At 70.2% G+C, this 18059-nt stretch carries 9 protein-coding genes; 7 read left to right on the top strand and 2 right to left on the bottom strand.

Features of this window, described 5'->3' with window-relative positions:
- The first annotated feature begins 431 nt into the window (after positions 1-431).
- From Amac_RS39935 to Amac_RS39915, 5 genes are read left to right on the top strand one after another with little or no spacing between them, the layout of a single operon-like run.
- A complete protein-coding gene (locus Amac_RS39935) occupies positions 432-5717 on the top strand; it encodes a non-ribosomal peptide synthetase/MFS transporter (RefSeq protein WP_155359628.1) in 5286 nt (1761 codons plus the stop codon).
- On the top strand, positions 5714-7096 hold the full coding sequence (locus Amac_RS39930) for a condensation domain-containing protein (protein ID WP_155359627.1): 1383 nt from the start codon (positions 5714-5716) through the stop codon (positions 7094-7096). Before Amac_RS39935 ends, Amac_RS39930 begins: the two co-directional genes overlap by 4 nt.
- Position 7097: 1 nt before the next feature.
- Positions 7098-8912: a non-ribosomal peptide synthetase gene (locus Amac_RS39925; protein WP_155359626.1), complete on the top strand. Its 1815-nt coding sequence runs from the start codon at positions 7098-7100 to the stop codon at positions 8910-8912.
- The gene (locus tag Amac_RS39920; protein ID WP_155359625.1) at positions 8909-11824 is read left to right on the top strand and encodes a condensation domain-containing protein; all 2916 of its coding nucleotides are present in this window, start codon (positions 8909-8911) and stop codon (positions 11822-11824) included. The genes Amac_RS39925 and Amac_RS39920 overlap by 4 nt, the downstream gene beginning before the upstream one ends.
- Positions 11821-13182, top strand: coding sequence for a condensation domain-containing protein (locus Amac_RS39915; protein WP_155359624.1), 1362 nt, complete (start codon positions 11821-11823; stop codon positions 13180-13182). Before Amac_RS39920 ends, Amac_RS39915 begins: the two co-directional genes overlap by 4 nt.
- Here Amac_RS39915 and Amac_RS39910 read toward each other — a convergent pair.
- Both Amac_RS39910 and Amac_RS39905 read right to left on the bottom strand, forming a co-directional pair.
- Positions 13140-13352 carry a propanediol/glycerol family dehydratase large subunit gene (locus Amac_RS39910; protein WP_155359623.1) on the bottom strand — a complete coding sequence of 71 codons (213 nt, stop codon included), beginning with the start codon at positions 13350-13352 and terminating at the stop codon, positions 13140-13142. The two genes, Amac_RS39915 and Amac_RS39910, sit on opposite strands and share 43 nt — an antisense overlap.
- 115 nt (positions 13353-13467) lie before the next feature.
- On the bottom strand, positions 13468-14616 hold the full coding sequence (locus Amac_RS39905) for a methyltransferase (RefSeq protein ID WP_155359622.1): 1149 nt from the start codon (positions 14614-14616) through the stop codon (positions 13468-13470).
- 372 nt (positions 14617-14988) lie between these two features.
- Here Amac_RS39905 and Amac_RS39900 point away from each other — a divergent pair, with 372 nt between their 5' ends.
- Positions 14989-16227 (top strand): FAD-binding protein, encoded by a 1239-nt coding sequence (locus tag Amac_RS39900; RefSeq protein ID WP_155359621.1) that lies wholly within the window; start codon positions 14989-14991, stop codon positions 16225-16227.
- Positions 16228-16335: 108 nt separating this feature from the next.
- Positions 16336-17979 (top strand): FG-GAP repeat protein, encoded by a 1644-nt coding sequence (locus Amac_RS39895; RefSeq protein WP_155359620.1) that lies wholly within the window; start codon positions 16336-16338, stop codon positions 17977-17979.
- Positions 17980-18059 lie beyond the last annotated feature (80 nt).

Raw genomic sequence — 18059 nt, 5'->3', positions numbered from 1 at the left:
CCTCCCCTCGGCAATATCCACCTTTGTAGTGGTTTAGTCCCCTACCTGGCCACCTACCCACGCCTCCCAAGCGAAACCATCGGGCCGGGCGAATGTAATTTTCATGCACCCGGCCTTTACCGCCCGCCCGGCCGGGAATCTTCCCAGATCCGGAGAACCCCGCAGGGAGCAGGAGCAAGTTCCTCACGCCAACAGGTGGCTGGAACGTCGTGTGATGTATACCGTGACGGAGAACTCGCGCTGGTTCCGCCTGCGGTAAGGGTGGGAGCGTTCCCATAGGTGCGCGAGTTCGAGTGGAACGGGGTTGCTTTTGTGGCTCCGTGTTTTTGGTCTGCCGATATTGGTCGTGCCGGAACAAGTAAAACCGTACCAAGCAAGATGGGAGCGCTCCCAGTGTTTCGTGCCCGTGGAGTTCAGTCGGGGATCATGCCGTGACGCGGGCCGAACTCTCGCCTGCCCAGCGTTCCCGGCTCGCGCAACGGTTCCGGCAAGGGGCCGCGGCGCTGTCGATCCAGCGGCGCCCCGCGGACACGCCTCCCCCGCTGTCGTACGCCCAGGAGCGCCTCTGGTTCCTGGAGCAGTACACCCCTGACACCCCCGCCTACACCGTCCCTTTCGCCGTCCGGGTGGACGACGCGATCGACGAAGAGGCGATGGCCAAAGCGCTCAAGGACCTGACCGCCCGGCATGAAGCCCTGCGGATGCGGTTCACCGCCACCGAGGACGGCGAGCCGCAGGTCCTGCTCGACGGCCCCGACGCCGAGTTCCACGTGGACGACCTGTCGCGGCTGCCGCGGGAGCTGGACCGGCCCTTCGACCTGGAGCGCGGGCCACTGATCCGGGTGCTCGTGATCAGGCTGGGCGCGAGCGAGTCGGTGCTGCTGCTGTCCATGCATCACAGCGTCACCGACGGCTGGTCGTGCGACATCGCGATGGAGGAGCTGTTCGCGCTCTACACGGCCAGGCGGGCGGGGACCGAGGCGCGGCTGGCGCCCATCGCCGTGCAGTACGGCGACTACGCGCGCTGGCAGCGGGACCGCTCGCACGACAAGGACATCGCCTACTGGCGGGGGCAGCTGGCGGGCCTGCCGCCGCTGGACCTGCCGACCGACTTTCCCCGGCCGCCGGAGCAGCGGTGGGAGGGCGCGGCGAGTGACGTCTGGGTGGACGCCGAGCTGACCGAGGCGCTGACCCTGCTCGGGCGCAAGCATGGCGCGACCAGGTATATGACGATGCTGGCCGCGTTCCAGGTGCTGCTGTCGCGGTTCTCCGGGCAGGAGGACTTCGCGGTCGGGTCGCCGGTGTCGGGGCGGGATCTGCCCGAGCTTGAGCGGATGGTGGGGGTTTTCATTAACTCACTGCCGATGCGTGCGGACCTGTCCGGGGATCCGACGTTCGCGGAGCTGCTGGGGCGGACCCGGGAGACGGCGCTGGACGCGTACACGCATCAGGAGTTGCCGTTCGACCGGCTGGTGACCGAGCTGGCGGTCGAGCGGGACGTGTCCCGGCCGCCGGTGTTCCAGGTGCTGTTCTCGCTGCACAACTACCGGTCGAGCGGGTTGAAGACGCCAGGGCTGACGCTGGAGGCGTTTCCGGTTCCGACGGTTTCCAGCAGGTTCGACCTGGCGCTGTATCTGTTCGAGACGCCGGGCGGGCTGACGGGGACGTTCGTCTATTCCACGGCGCTGTTCCGGCCCGCGACGATGGAGCGGCTGAACGCGTGTTTCGGCAGGCTGCTGCGGTCGATCGTGGCCGATCCGGACGTGCGGGTCTCGGCGCTGGACATGCTCGCGGAGGAGCAGGCCGCCGAGGTCCTGGCGTTCGGGGCGAGCGAGCCGGCGACGCCGTTCACATCGGCGGGAACGTTGCACGAGGCGATTTCCTCGCAAGCCGCTCGTACGCCCCTGACCACGGCGGTCGTCTGCGGCGAGAAATCGCTGACCTACGCGGAGCTGGACGGGCTCGCCGAAGAGCTGGCGAACCGGCTGCTGCGGCTGGGGGCAGGGCCGGGAAGCCGGGTGGGGATCTGCCTGGAGCAGTCGGTGGAGTCGGCGGTGGCGGTGCTCGGCGTGCTCAAATCGGGCGCGGCGTATCTGCCGCTGGATCCCGAACATCCGAAGGAGCGGCTCGCGTTCGTGGTGTCGGACGCGAGGGCGGAGCTGGTCGTCACGGACAGCACGCTGCTCGATCGCCTTCCTGGCGGGGTCAGCCCGGTCCTGGTCGGCGAAGGGATAAACGGGGCGAACATCGACCGAAGCGCTGGAAGCGCGGATCTCGCGTATGTGATCTACACCTCCGGGACGACCGGGCGGCCGAAGGGTGTCGCCGTTCAGCATCGCGAAGTCATGACATATCTGGCGGGCGTGCACGAACGTTTCGGGATAGAACCGGGCGCGTCATTCGCGCTGCTGCAATCGCTGGCGTTCGACTTCGCGGTGACGGTCTTCTACCTGTGCCTGATGACCGGCGGCACCCTCAATCTGATCCCCTCCCGCACAGCAGGCCCCGATTTAGCCGCATATTTCCGGAAAAGACCGGCGGACTATCTCAAGATCACGCCATCACATCTGGCCGCGCTGTCCGCCGACACGCCACCCGCCGAGCTACTCCCCCGGCGGCTGCTGATCCTCGGTGGCGAAGCGGCCGACGCCACCTGGGCAAGCGAACTCGCCCAGATCTGCCCGGTCGTCAACCACTATGGCCCGACCGAAGCCACGGTGGGCGTCACAACGTACAAGATCGAGTTCCCGCAGGACCACGGCACACTCCCCATCGGCGAGCCCCTCCCGGGCGCGCGCGTGCACGTCCTTGACCGGCACCTGCGCCCGGTCCCCGTGGGCGTCCCCGGCGAGGTCTATCTCGGCGGCCCCCGCCTGGCCCGCGGCTACCTGAACCGCCCAGCGCTCACCGCCGAGAACTTCCTCCCCGACCCGTACGGCGAGCCCGGCGCCCGCATGTACCGCACCGGCGACCTGGCCCGCTGGCTACCCTCAGGCGACCTGGACTTCCTAGGCCGCCGCGACCACCAGCTCAAAATCCGCGGCTACCGCGTCGAACCCGCCGAGATCGAAGCCGTCATCGGCGGCGCCTGCGTGGTCGTCCCCCGCAACGACCGCCTGGTCGCCTACCTCACTGGCGACCCCGTCCCCGACGAGGAACTCCGCGACCGCCTGGCACGAACCCTCCCCGACTACATGATCCCCACTCAGTTCATCTGGCTGGCCGAACTCCCCCTCAAATCCCACGGCAAGATCGACCGCGACAAACTCCCCGAACTCGCCGCGCTCCCAGCGGGCGAGCACATCCCCCCTGCCACCGAATCCGAGCGGATCGTCGCCGCCATCTGGGCCGACCTGCTCGACGCGGACCAGGTCGGCGCGCTCGACGACTTCTTCACCCTCGGCGGCCACTCACTGCTGGCCATGCGCGTGATCGCCCGCCTCCGCAAGGCCGTGCCACACCGGACCGTGACCGTACTCGACCTGTTCAAACACCGCACCGTACGCGACCTGGCCCGCCTCCTCGACACCGGCGACAGCGGCCCGAAACGTTTCCTGCACCGGTTCACACCACCCCGGAAGCAGACGAAAGGGACCCTCGTCTGCGCGCCGTACGGCGGTGGCAGCGCGGTCATCTACAAACCCCTGGCCGACGTGATGCCGGACGACTGGCAGCTCCTCTCGATCGCCGTCCCCGGCCACGAGCTGGGCGAAGAGGGCCGCCCGATCCCGGAGGTCGCCGACGGCTGCGTGGCGGAGATCCTGGCGAACGTGCAAGGCCCGCTCGTCCTGTACGGCCACTGCGGCCTGGGCGTCATGCTCACCGTGGACATCGCCCGCAAGCTGGAGGCGGCCGGCCGCGAGGTGGACGCCGTCTACCTGGGCGGCATCTTCCCGTTCGGCCGCCCGAGGGGCCGCTTGGCCGGACTCTCCCGCGTCATGGAGCGCCTGCGCAGCGACCAGATCTGGGCCAACGCCCTGCAAGCGGCCGGCTTGGACCTCGACGACCTCGAACCCGCCCAGCTCAAGCTCGTGATCGAGAACCGCAGGCGGGGCACCCGCGAGGCCGAGCAGTACTTCACGAACCTGTTCGAGCAGGGCATCGCGCGCCTGCGCGCCCCCGTGATCTCAGTGGCGGGCGAACGCGACCCGGCCTGCGAGTTCTACCAGGAGCGCTACCGCGAGTGGCACCTGCTGAGCGACTGCGCCGCCGGGGTGGTGCTCGACGAAGCCGGGCACTTCTACCTGAAGTACCGCGCCGAAGAGCTGGCCGCGATCGTCACCGGCACCCACCGGGCGATCGCGGAGGACGCCACAGAGCCGCTCCGCCGCACCGAGCGGTCCACCTGGTGGCTGCAGGGGCTGTCCCGCAAGGACGTGGCGGCCGACGAGGACGGGCTCGCGCTCGGCCCCAGCCCGAGCATGCGCCGCTTCTTCGCCGTCGCCGCCGGACAGCTGATCTCGTGGACGGGCTCGGCGCTGACCGACTTCGCCATCCCGGTGTGGATCTACATCACCACCGGGTCGCTGGCCGACTTCACCATGTTCGCGGTGCTCGGGCTGGTGCCCGGCATGCTGGTGTCGCCGCTGGCCGGGGCAATCGTGGACCGGTACGACCGGCGCACCATCATGATCCTCGGCGATCTGGCCGCGGGCGGGGTGCAGCTGATCCTGGGCGTCCTGGCGTGGACGGGCAACCTCCAGGTGTGGCATATCTATCCGCTGATCGTGGCGCTGTCGCTGGCGCTCACGTTCCAGCGGTTCGCGTACATGTCGGCGGTCCCGCAGCTGGTGCCCAAGCAGTACCTGGGCCACGCCAACGGCGTCGTGGCGACCGTGAGCGGGTCGGCCATGCTGCTGGTGCCGCTGCTCGCGGTCGGGCTGCTGTCGGTGATCGGCCTCGGCGGCATCCTGGCGCTGGACGTGCTCAGCTACGTGGTGGCGACCCTCGTGGTGGTCTTCGTCCAGTTCCCCAGGACGATGGCGTGGCGGCGCAGGGAGGGGCTGCTCGCCGAGATCGCGGGCGGCGTCCGGCACTCGTGGGGCAACGTCAGCTTCCGCGCCATGCTGCTCTGGTTCGCGGTGCTCAACGTGTTCCTCGCGCCGCTGTGGCTGATGTTCACGCCGCTGGTGCTGTCCTTCGCGACGCTGGCCGACATCGCGCGGGTGTCGCTGGCCGGCGGGGTGGGCGGCCTGCTCGGCGGCCTGGTGATGAGCGTCTGGGGCGGGCCGCGCAGGCACCGGCTGCGCGGGGTGTTCCTGGCCACGCTGGGCTTCGCGGTGTTCTGCGGGGTGGTGGGGTTCCGCTCGGATCTGACCCTGATCGCGGCGGGCGCGTTCGGCATGGCGTTCTGCATGACCCTGATCAACGGCCAGTACGCGACGATCATCCAGGTCAAGGTGCCGCAGCGGTTCCACGGCCGGGTGATCGCGCTGAACACGCTGGTGGCCTGGTCGACCCTGCCGTTCGGCTACATCGTGGTCGTGCCGTACGGGTCGGAGCTGTTCAAGCACATCGGCGCGGCGGCCGGCATCGGCGCGGACCGCGGCATCGGCCTGCTCTATCTGGTCTGCGGCCTGGCGATCGCGGTCATCGCGCTGGCCGCGCTGCGGATCAGCAGGCTGGCCCGTTTCGACGAGGAGGTGCCGGACGCGGTGCCCGATGACCTGGTTGGCACACAGGCGCTGCAGCGCCGGCTCGAGAAGGTCACGTCATGACCCCCGAGGATCGCGCGGAGCTGGTCAAACGGCTGGCGGAGCTGCCGCAGGCGCGGCGGGAGGCGCTGCGCAGGTCGCTGGCCGAGCAGGCGGACGGGATGGCCTGGCCGCTCTCCTCCGGCCAGGAGCGGCTGTGGTTCCTCAGCAGGTTCGACCCGGCCGACACCGGCTACCACATGATGTGGCATGTCCGGCTGCACGGCGCGGTGGACCACGCGGGGCTGGTCTGGGCGTTCTCCCGGATCGTGGCCAGGCACGAGGTGCTGCGCACCCGGTTCCTGCTGCGGGGCGACCGGCCGGCGCAGGTGGTGCGGGAGCCGGAGCAGGTGCCGGTGGAGCGGATGGACGGCGGCGAGCAGGCGGTGGTCGGGTTCGTCAACCGGCCCTTCGACCTGAGCAGGGACCTGCCGATCCGGGTGGCGCTGATCGCCGACGGGGACGCGCACCTGCTCTGCATGGTGATCCACCACATCGCCGGTGACGCCTGGTCGCTTGACGTGCTCATGCGCGAGCTGGCCGAATGTTATGCCGCCTACCGGGAAGGCCGGGAAGCCGACCTGCCCGCCCTTCCCCTGCAATACCGGCATTTCGCGGTGTGGGAACGGAAGCGGCAGGACCCGCGCGCCCTGGAGTGGTGGGCCGAGTGGCTCGCCGGTGTGCCGCCGCTGGACCTGCCCACCGATCGGCCGCGGCCGAAGCGGTGGAGCGGGCGGGCGGTTCGCCAGTACGTCTCGGTGCCCGACGACGCCGCGACCAGGCTGGAGGAGCTGGCCAAGCAGGAGCGCTGCACCCAGTTCATGGCGCTCGTGGTGGCGTTCCAGGCGAGCATGGGCATGCTGGCCGGGCAGCAGGACTTCTGCGTGGGCGTGCCGGTGCACGGGCGCGGCCGGGCCGAGTTCGCGCCGCTGATCGGCTGCTTCTCCAACACGATCGCGCTGCGCGCCGACCTGTCCGGCGACCCGACCTTCCGGGAGCTGCTGCGCCGGGCCAAGGGGCCGTTCCTGCGGGCGCTGCAGAACTCCGACACGCCGTTCGAGCGGGTGCTGAACGCGGTCCAGCCGCCCCGGGATCTGAGCCGCCCGCCGCTCTGCCAGGTGGTGTTCAACCTCACCCACGATCTGCCGAAGGCCGACCTGTTCCGTACCACGCTGGGCGATCTGCGGGTGGAGACGTGCGAGCCGCTGCGGGTCACCCAGGCCAGGGCGGAGGTCTTCGGGGAGATCTACCGGGACGCCGACGGCGTCGGCGGCTGGCTCGAATACAACAGCGACCTGTTCTCCGCCGAGACGGGTCACCTGATCGGGGAGACCTTCACCGGCCTGGTCCATCGGGCGGGCAAGCACCCGGACCTGCGCCTATCCCAACTGAAAGGCATGTGAGATGAGCCTGCTGGCGCGATGGCGTGATCTGACCCCGGACGCGGTCGCGGTGAGCGGCCCCGGCGGGGACCTGACCTACGCCGAGCTGCATCGCCGGGTGAGCGCGCTGGCGGGGGTCCTGCGCGGGCGCGGGGTCGGGCCGGAAGTGCCGGTCGGCCTCTGCCTGGAGCGGACCACCGGCATGCTGGTCGCGGTGCTGGCGGTGTGGGCGGCGGGCGGCGCGTACGTGCCGCTCGACCCGGCCTTCCCGGAGGATCGGCTGCGGCTGATGCTCCAGGACGCGGGGATCCGGCTGGTGCTGACCCAGCCGGGCGTGGACGAGCGGCTGGTCGCGGGCGTGCCCGAGGTGCTGACGATCAGCGAGGGCGGGCTGGCGGCGGGGGACGCCGAGCCGGGCCTCTGGCCGCACGGCGATCTGGCGTACCTGATGTACACCTCGGGCTCGACCGGCCGCCCGAAGGGGGTGGCGGTGCCGCACCGCGCGGTCACCCACCTGATCGAGTCGTTCGCGGACACGCTGAAGCCGGCCCCCGGCGACGTCTGGCTGGCGGTGACGACCCTGTCGTTCGACATCTCGGTGCTCGAGCTGCTGCTGCCGCTGGCCTGCGGGGCCCGGGTGGTGATCGCGGCGGACACCGCCGACGGCAAGGCGCTGCGCGAGCTGGCGATCGCCCAGGGGGCGACGATCATGCAGGCCACCCCGGCCGGATGGCGGGTCCTGCTCGAGTCCGGCGGCGTGCCGGAACAGATCGCGACCCGCCTGTGCGGCGGCGAGGCGCTGCCCCGCGACCTCGCCGACGCGCTGCTCGCCGACGGGGTGCGGCTGTGGAACGTGTACGGCCCCACCGAGACCACGGTCTGGTCCGCCGCGGGCCTGGTGGCGCCGGCGCCCGCCCCGGTCACCCTCGGCGACCCGGTCGGCGACACCGGCCTGTACGTGCTCGCCGAGGACGGCTCCCCCGCCGAGGAGGGCGAGCTGCACATCGGCGGCGCGGGCGTCGCCCGCGGCTACCGGGGCCTGCCGCGCCTGACGGCCGCGCGGTTCCGGCCCGACCCGTTCAGCCCCCGTCCCGGCACCCGCATGTACGCCACCGGCGACCTGGTCCGCCGCACCGGGGCCGGGCTCGAATACCTCGGCCGGGCCGACCAGCAGGTCAAGGTGCGCGGCTTCCGCATCGAGCTCGGCGAGATCGAGACCGCGCTGCGCTCCGGCGTCGAGGTGCGCCAGGCCGCCGCGGCTGTCCACCCGGGCCCGGACGGCACGCTCCGGCTGGTGGCCTACGTGGTGCCACAAGAGGCCGACCCCGGCGCGCTCTGGCCGGTGCTGCGCGAGCGGCTGCGCAGGACGCTGCCGGAATACATGGTGCCCGCGCACCTGGTCGTGCTCGAGGCGCTGCCGCTCACCCCCAACGGCAAGCTCGACCGGGCCGCGCTGCCGCCACCCGCCTGGACCAGGGTGGGCACCGTCCCCTACCGGGAGCCGGCCACCCCGGTCGAGCAGGAGCTGGCCGCCATCTGGGGGGAGGTGCTCGGCGTGGCCGAGCCGATCGGCGCCGACGACGACTTCTTCGACCTGGGCGGGCATTCGCTGGCCGCCACCCAGATCATCGCCAAGATCCAGGCGCGGTTCGCCATCGTGGTGCCGATCGTGCTGCTCTTCGAGCATTCCACGGTCGCCGCCCTGGCCCGCGAGATGGAACTGTTCGACCCGGACGAGCTGGACCTGGACGAGGTGGCCGCGCTCCGCGACCAGCTGGACGGGCTGAGCGCGGAAGATCTGGCCGCCATCTTCGACGACCTGGCGGCCGGGTCATGAAAGCGCCCCTCTCCCCCGCCCAGGAGCGCCTGTGGGTGCTCCAGCGGCTGAAGCCCGACAACTCCGCCTACAACTGCCATCTGGTACGGCGGCTGCGCGGCCCGCTCGACCGGGCCGCCGTGGACCGCGCGGTCGCCCTGGTCGCGGCCCGGCACGAGAGCCTGCGCACCCGCTTCGTCGACGAGGAAGGCGTGCCGTGGGCGGTGGCGGGCCCGCCGCCCCCAGTGGATTGGCGGCGGGCGGGCGGTGAGGCCGAGGCGGAGGAGCTGGTCGCCGAGCTGGTGGGGCGCCCGTTCGACCTGTCGGCGGGGCCGCCGGTGCGGATCTCGATGATCGAGCTCGGGCCGCTGGAGCACGTGCTGTGCGTGGTGCCGCACCACATCATCGTGGACGGCTGGTCGCTGCAGATCCTCCTGGCCGACCTGGCCGAATGTTACGACGCCTCGGTGGCGGGGCGGGAGCCCAGGCTGGCGCCGCTGCCGATCCAGCCCAGCGACTACGCGCGCTGGCAGCGCAGGCGGGACGAGCGGGCGGTGCCGTTCTGGCTGGAACGGCTGGCCGATCCGCCGCCGCCCGACCTTCCGTTCCGTGCGGTGGGAGCGGCTAGCGGGCGGGGCGGGTTCCATCTGATGGAGATTCCGCCTGAGGTGGTGCGCGGGCTTGAGCGGGTGGGCAGGGAGCGGCGGGCGACGCTGTTCATGGTGCTCACGGCCGCGTACATGGCCCTTATCTCCCGGCATACCGGGCAGCGTGACGTGCTGGTGGGCACGGCGGTGGCGGCCAGGGAACGGGCCGGGCTTGAGGCGATCGTCGGGTTCGTCTCGCAGGTCGTGGCGCTGCGCGGGGATCTCAGCGACGACCCCGGCTTCGCCGAGTTGGTGGACCGGACCCGGGCGGACGCGGTGACGGCGCTCGGCCGGCCGGGCGTGCCGTTCGAGCGGTTCGCGCAGCCCGCCGAGACGCTGGTGCCGAGCCTGTTCATCCTGCACAACCAGACACCGGGCAAGGACGGCTCGTTCGGCGGGCTCACCATGAGCCAGTTCGAGTCGGGGTACCGGCAGGCCAAGGTGGACCTCAACATCGACGCCTGGCATGACGGCAGCCGGATTTTGGTGTCGTTCAACTACGACACCGCGCTGTTCCGCGAGGCCGATGTCCGGCTGATGGGCGAACGTTTCCTGCGGCTGCTGGAGTCGGCGGCGGCGGATCCTCAGGTGCCGGTGTCGCGGCTGGCGATGGCGGATCCCGTGGCCGCTCCGGTGGTGGAGCCGGTACGGGAGGCCGCGTTCGCGCTGGGTGGGGAGCCCGACGCGGTCGCGTTGATCTGCGGGGACGAGCGGGTGACGTACGAGGAGCTCGACGCGCGGGTGGAGGAGATCGCCCGAAGGCTCTCCGGAGTACGGCCCGGGGATCTTGTGGGGGTATGCCTGCCGAGGTCGGTGGAGGCGATCGCGACGTTGCTGGCGGTGTGGCGGTTGAGGGCCGCGTATCTGCCGCTGGATCCGGACGATCCGGATGATCGCATCGCGTTGCTGGCCGGACCCGCGCACTGGATCGTCACCTCCGAAGGCGTCACTCGGGGTGCGGGCACTCTCCGGTATTCGGGGGCCGCGTACGTGATTCCGACGTCGGGGACGACCGGGGTGCCGCGGGTGGTGGTCGCGGAGCGGGCCGGGGTTGAGGCGCGGGTCGCGTGGATGCGGGAGGCGTACCAGATCGGGCCGCGGGATCGGGTGGTGCAGTTCTCGGCGCTGAGTTTCGACGCGCATGTGGAGGAGGTGTTTCCGGCGCTGGCGGCGGGGGCGGCGCTGGTGCTGCTGCCCGACGGGGCGGCCACCCTGCCGGATCTGCTGCGGTCGGGGCCGGAGGTGACCGTGCTGGATCTGCCTACCGCGTACTGGCATCGGCTGGTGGACGTGCTCGACGAGATCGCCTGGCCGCCGGGGTTGCGGCTGGTGGTCCTGGGCGGCGAGCAGGTCATGGCGGCGGCGGTGGAGCGGTGGCGGGATCGGTTCGGGGATACGGTGCGGCTGGTCAACTCGTACGGGCCGACTGAGGGGACGGTGATCGCGACCATCGCCGACCTGGGGGCGGAGGACGCGCGGCGGCGGCCGTCCATCGGGGCGGCCATCGGCGGGACGTCGGCGGTCGTGCTCGACGATCAGGGTTTGGCGGCGCCGGCCGGGGTGGTGGGTGAGCTCGCTCTTGGCGGGGTCGGGGTGGCGCGTGGTTATGCCGGGCTGCCGGGGTTGACCGCGAGCCGGTTCGTGCCGGATCCGTACAATCCGGGCGGGCGGCGGTATTTGACCGGGGATCGGGCGCGGTGGCGGAGCGACGGGCGGCTGGAGTTCCTCGGGCGGACGGACGACCAGCTCAAAGTACGCGGCTTCCGGATCGAACCGGGCGAGGTCGAGAGCCATCTGCTCGCCCATCCCGAGGTGGCGCAGGCATATGTGACGGCGCGGCAGGACGATCTCGTAGCCTACTACGCGGGCACCGCCGATCCGGTGGACCTGCGGGCCGATCTGGTGGCGCGGCTGCCCCGGCATCTGGTGCCGACCGTGTGGGCCCGGATGGACGCGCTGCCGCTCACCAAGGGCGGCAAGGTCGACCGGGCGGCGCTGCCGGAGCCGGGCAGGCCGGGGGCGGCCGAGCGGGTGCTGCCGCGCACCGACGCGGAGGGGTTCGTGGCCGCCATCTGGTGCGGGCTGCTGGGAGTGCCCGAAGTAGGAGTGTTCGAGGACTTCTTCGAGCTGGGCGGGCATTCGCTGCTGGCGACCCGGATGGCGGCCAGGATCCGGGCCGGGCTCGGGGTGGAGGTGCCGATCCGCACCCTGTTCGACAAGAGCACGGTGGCGGAGCTCGCCGAGGTCCTGGAGGATCTGCTGCTGGCCGAGATGGCGGAGGAGTGATCTCGCCGGATCTGCGGGCCGCCCTGCTGGACCGGCTCGCCAGGGTGCCGCCCGAGCGCCGGGAGGCACTGCGGCGCACCCTCGGGGAGAAGAGAGGGGTGATGGCGCCGCTGTCGACCGGGCAGGAGCGGCTGTGGTTCCTCAGCGCGTTCGACCCCGAGGACACCAGCTATCACGTGCCGTGGTGCGTATGGCTGCGCGGTCCGGTACGGCCGGAGCTGCTCGCGGCGGCGTTCACCCGGATCGCCGCCCGGCACGAGGTGCTGCGGGCCCGTTTTCGGATGACCGGCGCGGGGCCTCGGCAGTTCATCCTGCCGCCCGGGCCGGTCACCCTGGAACGGAGGGAACTGCTAGGGGATCCGGCGGTCGTGGTGGACGCGTTCGTGAACCGTCCTTTCGACCTGGAGATGGAGCCGCCGTGGCGGGTGGCGCTGCTGCGGGTGGTCGACGATCACATGCTGCTGTGCATCGTGCTGCATCACATCGCGGCCGACGGGTGGGCGCTGGACGTGCTGATGCGGGAACTGGCCGAGTGCTACGCCGCCGCCGTGGAAGGGCGGGAGCCGGAACTGCCGGAACTGGTGATGCCGTATACGGCGTTCGCAGCGTGGGAGCGGGAACGAGACGTCGGGCCTGCCGTGACGTTCCTGGCCGAGCGACTGGCCGGGACGCCCAATCTGGACCTGCCCATCGACCATGCGCGGCCGTCACGGTGGACCGGTCGGGGGGCCGCAGTACGGTTCCAGGTGACGGGCGAGACCGTCCGAGGGTTGGAGCGGTTCTCGCGTCGGGAGCGGTGCACGCCGTTCATGGTCCTGATGGCGGCCTTCCAGGCCACGCTCGGACGGGCGACCGGACAGAAGGACTTCTGCGTCGGCGTGCCGGTCGCCGGAAGATCCAAGGCCGAGTACGCGCCGATGATCGGCTCCTTCGCCAACACGCTGGCGATTCGAGCGGATTTATCAGGAAATCCAGGGCCGGGAGAGCTGGCCAAACGGGTCAGGAAGATCGTGATCGAGGCAATGACACGAGCGGACACGCCATACGAGAAGGTGATCACCGCACTGCGACTACCACGCGACCTGAGCAGGCTACCCCTGTGCCAGGCCATGTTCGCACTACAGAACACACCGCAGAACGACATGCTCCGCCCCTCACTCGGCGACCTGACCGCCGAGTTCTATCCCGGCCCCGGCTCCCGCTACACCAAGGCCGAGGTCGCCGTACAGATGTGGCCACTGGGCGACGGCCTGGCCGGCATCCTCGACTACAGCACCGACCTCTTCAAAGCCTCATCAATGCAAGCCCTCGCCAATCAGTTCACCGCGACAATCGCCACGTTCACCCACCCCGAATAGGAACGCACGCCGTCCAGCTCGGCCACCACGCCATCCCGGACGACCAGGCCCGGCTCGGGATCGTGCGGCGAGGCCAGCGCCACCAGGCCCAGCTCCGCGTTCTCCACCGCGAACCCGTCCAGATTGACGGGCTGCGCGTCCATGAACCGGATCCGGCCGACTTCCGTCATCTCTTACCTTTCGTACCCCTAACGGAACCGCCTTGGGCGCCGGATAACGGCGAGCGACTTGGTGACCTGCGTCATTCTGGTGGCGCGCCAAGTAAGTGGCGCATTGCGCTCGGCTTTACCTTTCGGATCGTCCGGCGGCAGGGCTTTTGACTGCGCGGAGGATGACGAACTTGGGGTCGCTGGCCACCAGGTCGCAGTTGCCGAAGGCGCGGCGGAGTTTGACGTGGTAGCCGAGGTGGCGGTTGCCGATGACGTAGAGTTCGCCGCCGGGGCGCAGGGCGCGGCGGGAGCCGGTGAACATCTCCCAGGCGGTGGCGTCGCCGATGGCCCGATGGCTGTGGAACGGCGGGTTGTTCAGGACGAGATCCACACTGCCGGGCGATATTTCCGACATGCCGTCAGTGACGAGGAAACGGCCGGGGGCTGCTGTATTGGCGTGGAAGGTCGCCTCCGCCGAGGCCACCGCATGGTAGGACTCGTCCACGAACGTCACTTCCGCACCCGGATCGGCCAGCGCGGCGGCCAGCCCGACCACCCCGTTCCCGCAGCCGAGATCCACGACCTGCCCGCTCCGCACCGGGAGATGACGCAACAGGAACCGCGTCCCGATATCGAGCCGATCCGCGCAGAACACCCCCGCGTAATTGGTTACGGTCCGCCCCGAAACCACGCCGACACCCTCCGGGAGATCGTAGGTACGCGGCCACGGACTGCCGGTCCGCTTGATCCCCATGTCCGGCGCACAGAAGATGAGCCGCGCCTTCTTCACCGCCAGCGACGTCCTGGTCGGACCAAGAATCCGCTCGAACAACGCCAACGTGGACGTATGAATCTCCGTGACCATCCCCGCCCCGACGATCACCGTCCCCTCATGAACCGAGGGCGCGAGCCTGTGCAACTGATCCTCCAGCAGCGCCAAACTCTTCGGCACCCGAACCACCAGCACATCGATCCGCTCCGGCAGCGAATCCAACGTCGAAAGCAGCCGCGGTCCCGCCACCCCATTGAGCTCAAGGTTCAACCGCGTCGCCCGCTGACCAAGAAACGAATCACTGACCTGACTGGGCCCCCACTCCGCCAGCGCGGTAGAAATCGCCCCCCACCGATCCCCGAAAACCACCACCTCACCGGCCAGATGCACCGTCTCCGCCAGATGCCGCAACAGATACTCATCAGCCGCATCCCAGGCCCGAAGCCCATCACGACCATTCCCGGTGGCTCGGACGAGCTCAAACTCCCCCACCGGCGTCACGAGACTACTCATCGCCCACCCAGGCTAGCGCTCCCCCACGGCCCGGCAGGCAACGTGCGCCCATCCTCCGGCCGCTTTTGGCACTGAGCCGGCGAGCGTGCCAAAGGAAAGCTGTAGCCGACTGCACCTTTGGCAACCAAGCGGCGAGCGTGCGCAAGAGCAGGGCCCGTCCTGCTAGCCGCCGCAACCACTCGGCGCCAGGGCGGCGAGGACCACCGCCTGCGTGAACGGCGCCGGATACGGCGCGAAACCCGGCGACAGCGGCACTCGGTTGGGCGCTCCGCGCGTGCCGCCGGGCGGTCTTTCGCGTCGTGGGAGTGCCGAGCCTGTTGGGCTACCGACCCGCTCTCCGTGGGTTGTGGGGAGGTGGTTAGGGTCGTGGCCATGGCGATGGAAGTCAATTGGGCGGGGAATCTCACCTACAGTGCGGCGCGGGTTCATCGGCCGGTGTCGGTCTCGGAGTTGCAGGGGGTTGTGGCGCGGAGTCCGCGGATTCGGGCGCTGGGGACTCGGCATTCGTTCAACGAGGTCGGTGATACTCCCGCTGAGCTGGTGGAGCTTGGGGGGCTGGAGCCGGTTGTCGAGGTGGACGCGGACCGGGCTCGGGTGCGGGTGGGTGGCGGGCTGCGGTATGCGGATGTGGCGCGGTATATCGATGAGCGTGGGTTCGCGCTGGGGAATCTGGGGTCGTTGCCGCATATCTCGGTGGCGGGGGCGTGTGCGACCGGGACGCATGGGTCGGGGGTGGGGAACGCGAATCTCTCGGCGGCCGTTGCGGGGCTTGAGCTGGTCACAGCTGAGGGTGATCTCGTCACGCTAAGGCGGGGGGACGAGGGGTTCGACGGGGCTGTGGTCGGGCTTGGGGCGCTGGGCGTAGTGGTCGCCCTGGAACTGGACCTGGTTCCGTCCTTTCAGGTGCGGCAACGTGTTTACGAAGCGCTGCCATTGGACGCCCTTTTCCCGAAATTTCAGGAAATCGTGTCTAGTGCGTACAGCGTGAGTCTTTTCACGGACTGGCGAGGGCCGGTGATCAATCAGGTGTGGGTGAAGCGGCGGGACGGCGAAGCCGTCGTGCCGATCCCGGCAGAACCCGCCGACGGGCCACGGCATCCCGTGCCCGGAATGTCGCCCGACAGCTGCACCGTACAATCGGACATTCCCGGCCCTTGGTTCGAGCGGCTGCCGCACTTCCGGCCCGACCGGATTCCCAGCGCGGGTGACGAACTGCAATCGGAATTCATGATCGACGCCTCCGACGCCGTCGCGGCGCTCGGCGCGCTCGACACGATCCGCGACCATATCCACCCGGTCCTGCGGATCTGCGAGATCCGTACCATCGCCGCCGACCGGCTCTGGCTCAGCCCGTGCTACGAGCGGGACACCGTGGCCCTGCACTTCACCTGGATCGCCGACACCCCGGCCGTGCTCCCGGCGGTCGCCCGCATCGAAGAGGCGCTCGCGCCGTTCGCCCCCCGCCCGCACTGGGCCAAGATCTTCACCACCCCACCGGACGCCCTGCGCCCCCTCTACACCCGCCTCCCCGACTTCCAAGCTCTGGCCGACGACCTCGACCCATCCGGAAAATTCCGCAACCCCTTCACGGACAAATACCTATTCGCCTGACGCACGACGTCCTTTTGCACCCAACAACTGCGGACATTTCCGCAGATCAAGCGGAATAACGGCTGTTTCCCTTGTCGAGCTTTCACCCCTGACAAGGAGGAACATTTCATGATCCATCGCCATCTCACCCGGGCGGCGGTCGCCGTCATCGTCGCCCTCGGCGGCTCCGCCGCCCTCGCCCCACCGGCCCAAGCCGACTCGGTCAGCGTCGAACTCCACGCCGACTTCGACAGCGACGGGTACGCGGACGCCGCCATCGGCGTCCCCTCCGAGAACATTGGAGCGATCCAAGACGCCGGCCTCGTCCACATCCTGTACGGCGGCCCCGACGGCCTCGGCAGCGGCGGCAGCCAGACCTTCCAGCAGAACAGCCCCGGCATCGACCCGAGCATCATGGACGACCCCGGACCGGAGACGGGAGACCGGTTCGGGGCGGCCCTCGCGGTGGGCGACGTCGACGGCAACAGCATCGACGACCTGATCATCGGCGTCCCCGGCGAGGACCGCGGCCTCACCCAGGACTCCGGCGCGATCCACGTCCTGTTCGGCCACGTCTCCGGCGGCCTGACCGGCACCGGCAGCATCACCCTCGACCAGGAGCTGGCCAGCTCCCTGTCCGACGCCGACAACGAGCCGGGCGACCAGTGGGGTGCCGCCCTGGCCGTGGGCCGGGTGGACAACGACTTCGAGGCCGAAGTGTTCGTCGGCGCCCCCGGCGAGGACCTCAGCGTGGCCGACGCCGGCCAGGTCTGGGTGCTCCAGTTCGGCTTCGGCGACTTCCGGTTCGACACCTTCGCGACCACCCAGCTCACCCAGGGCGCGGGCGGCGTCGCGGGCGTCCAGTCCCCCGGCGACCGTTTCGGCTCCGCCCTCGCGGTCGGCGACCTCGGCACGGACGCCTTCGACGACGTGGCCATCGGCGTCCCCGGCGACGAGGTCGACGCCGTCGACAACGCCGGTTCCGTCAACGTCCTGTACGGCTCCGCCACCGGCCTGTCCACCGCCAACGACCAGCTCTGGAACCAGGCGGCCCCGCTCCCCGGCGGCCCGGAGGCCGGGGACGCCTTCGGCTCCGCCCTGGCCGTCGGCGACTTCAACGAGAACGCCGCCAACGTGAGCGGCCAGTTCCCCGACGACCTCGCCGTCGGCACCCCCGGCGAGGACGCCGGCGAAGGCGTCGTCTACGTGATCTACCGCTCCGGCAACTCCCTGGTCACCACCGGCGCCCAGATCTGGTCCCAGGACACCGCCGGCATCTCCGAGTCCGGCAACCCCGGCGACGCCTTCGGCCGCTCCCTGACCGCCGGCGACTTCAACGGCGACAACCAGGACGACCTGGCCATCGGCGTCCCCGGCGAGGACGGCGCGAACTCCAACGTCGGCGCGGTCAACGTCATCTACGGCGACCGGGGAGCCGCCCTCGGCTCCGCCAACCAGCAGTTCCTCTTCGGTGACAACCTCACCTTCGGCGACCCCGCCGAAACCGACGACGCCCTCGGCACGGCCCTCACCAACGGCGACTACAACAACAACGGCGAATCCGACCTCCTCATCACCATCCCCGGCGAAGAGGTCCCCGGCAGCGGCGCCACCAGCCCTGGCGCCCTCAACCTCGTCTTCGGCAAGGACGCCTTCGGCATCTTCGGCTTCGGCGGCCTCGACCCCGACGACGGCCAGTTCCTCCACCAGGACTCCCCCGGCATAGCCGACACCACAGAACCCTTGGACAACTTCGGCGAATCCGCCCGCTAACCCACTCCCAGACGACCTCTCCGGCGGGAACCGGAGAGGTCGTCATGTCCTCGGAACACCGAGACGATCAAAGCTAAAGT

The organism is Acrocarpospora macrocephala (assembly GCF_009687865.1).
Lineage (GTDB): Bacteria > Actinomycetota > Actinomycetes > Streptosporangiales > Streptosporangiaceae > Acrocarpospora > Acrocarpospora macrocephala.
Note: the sequence above shows the minus strand (reverse complement) of the source record. Positions and strands in the feature narration are given on the sequence as shown.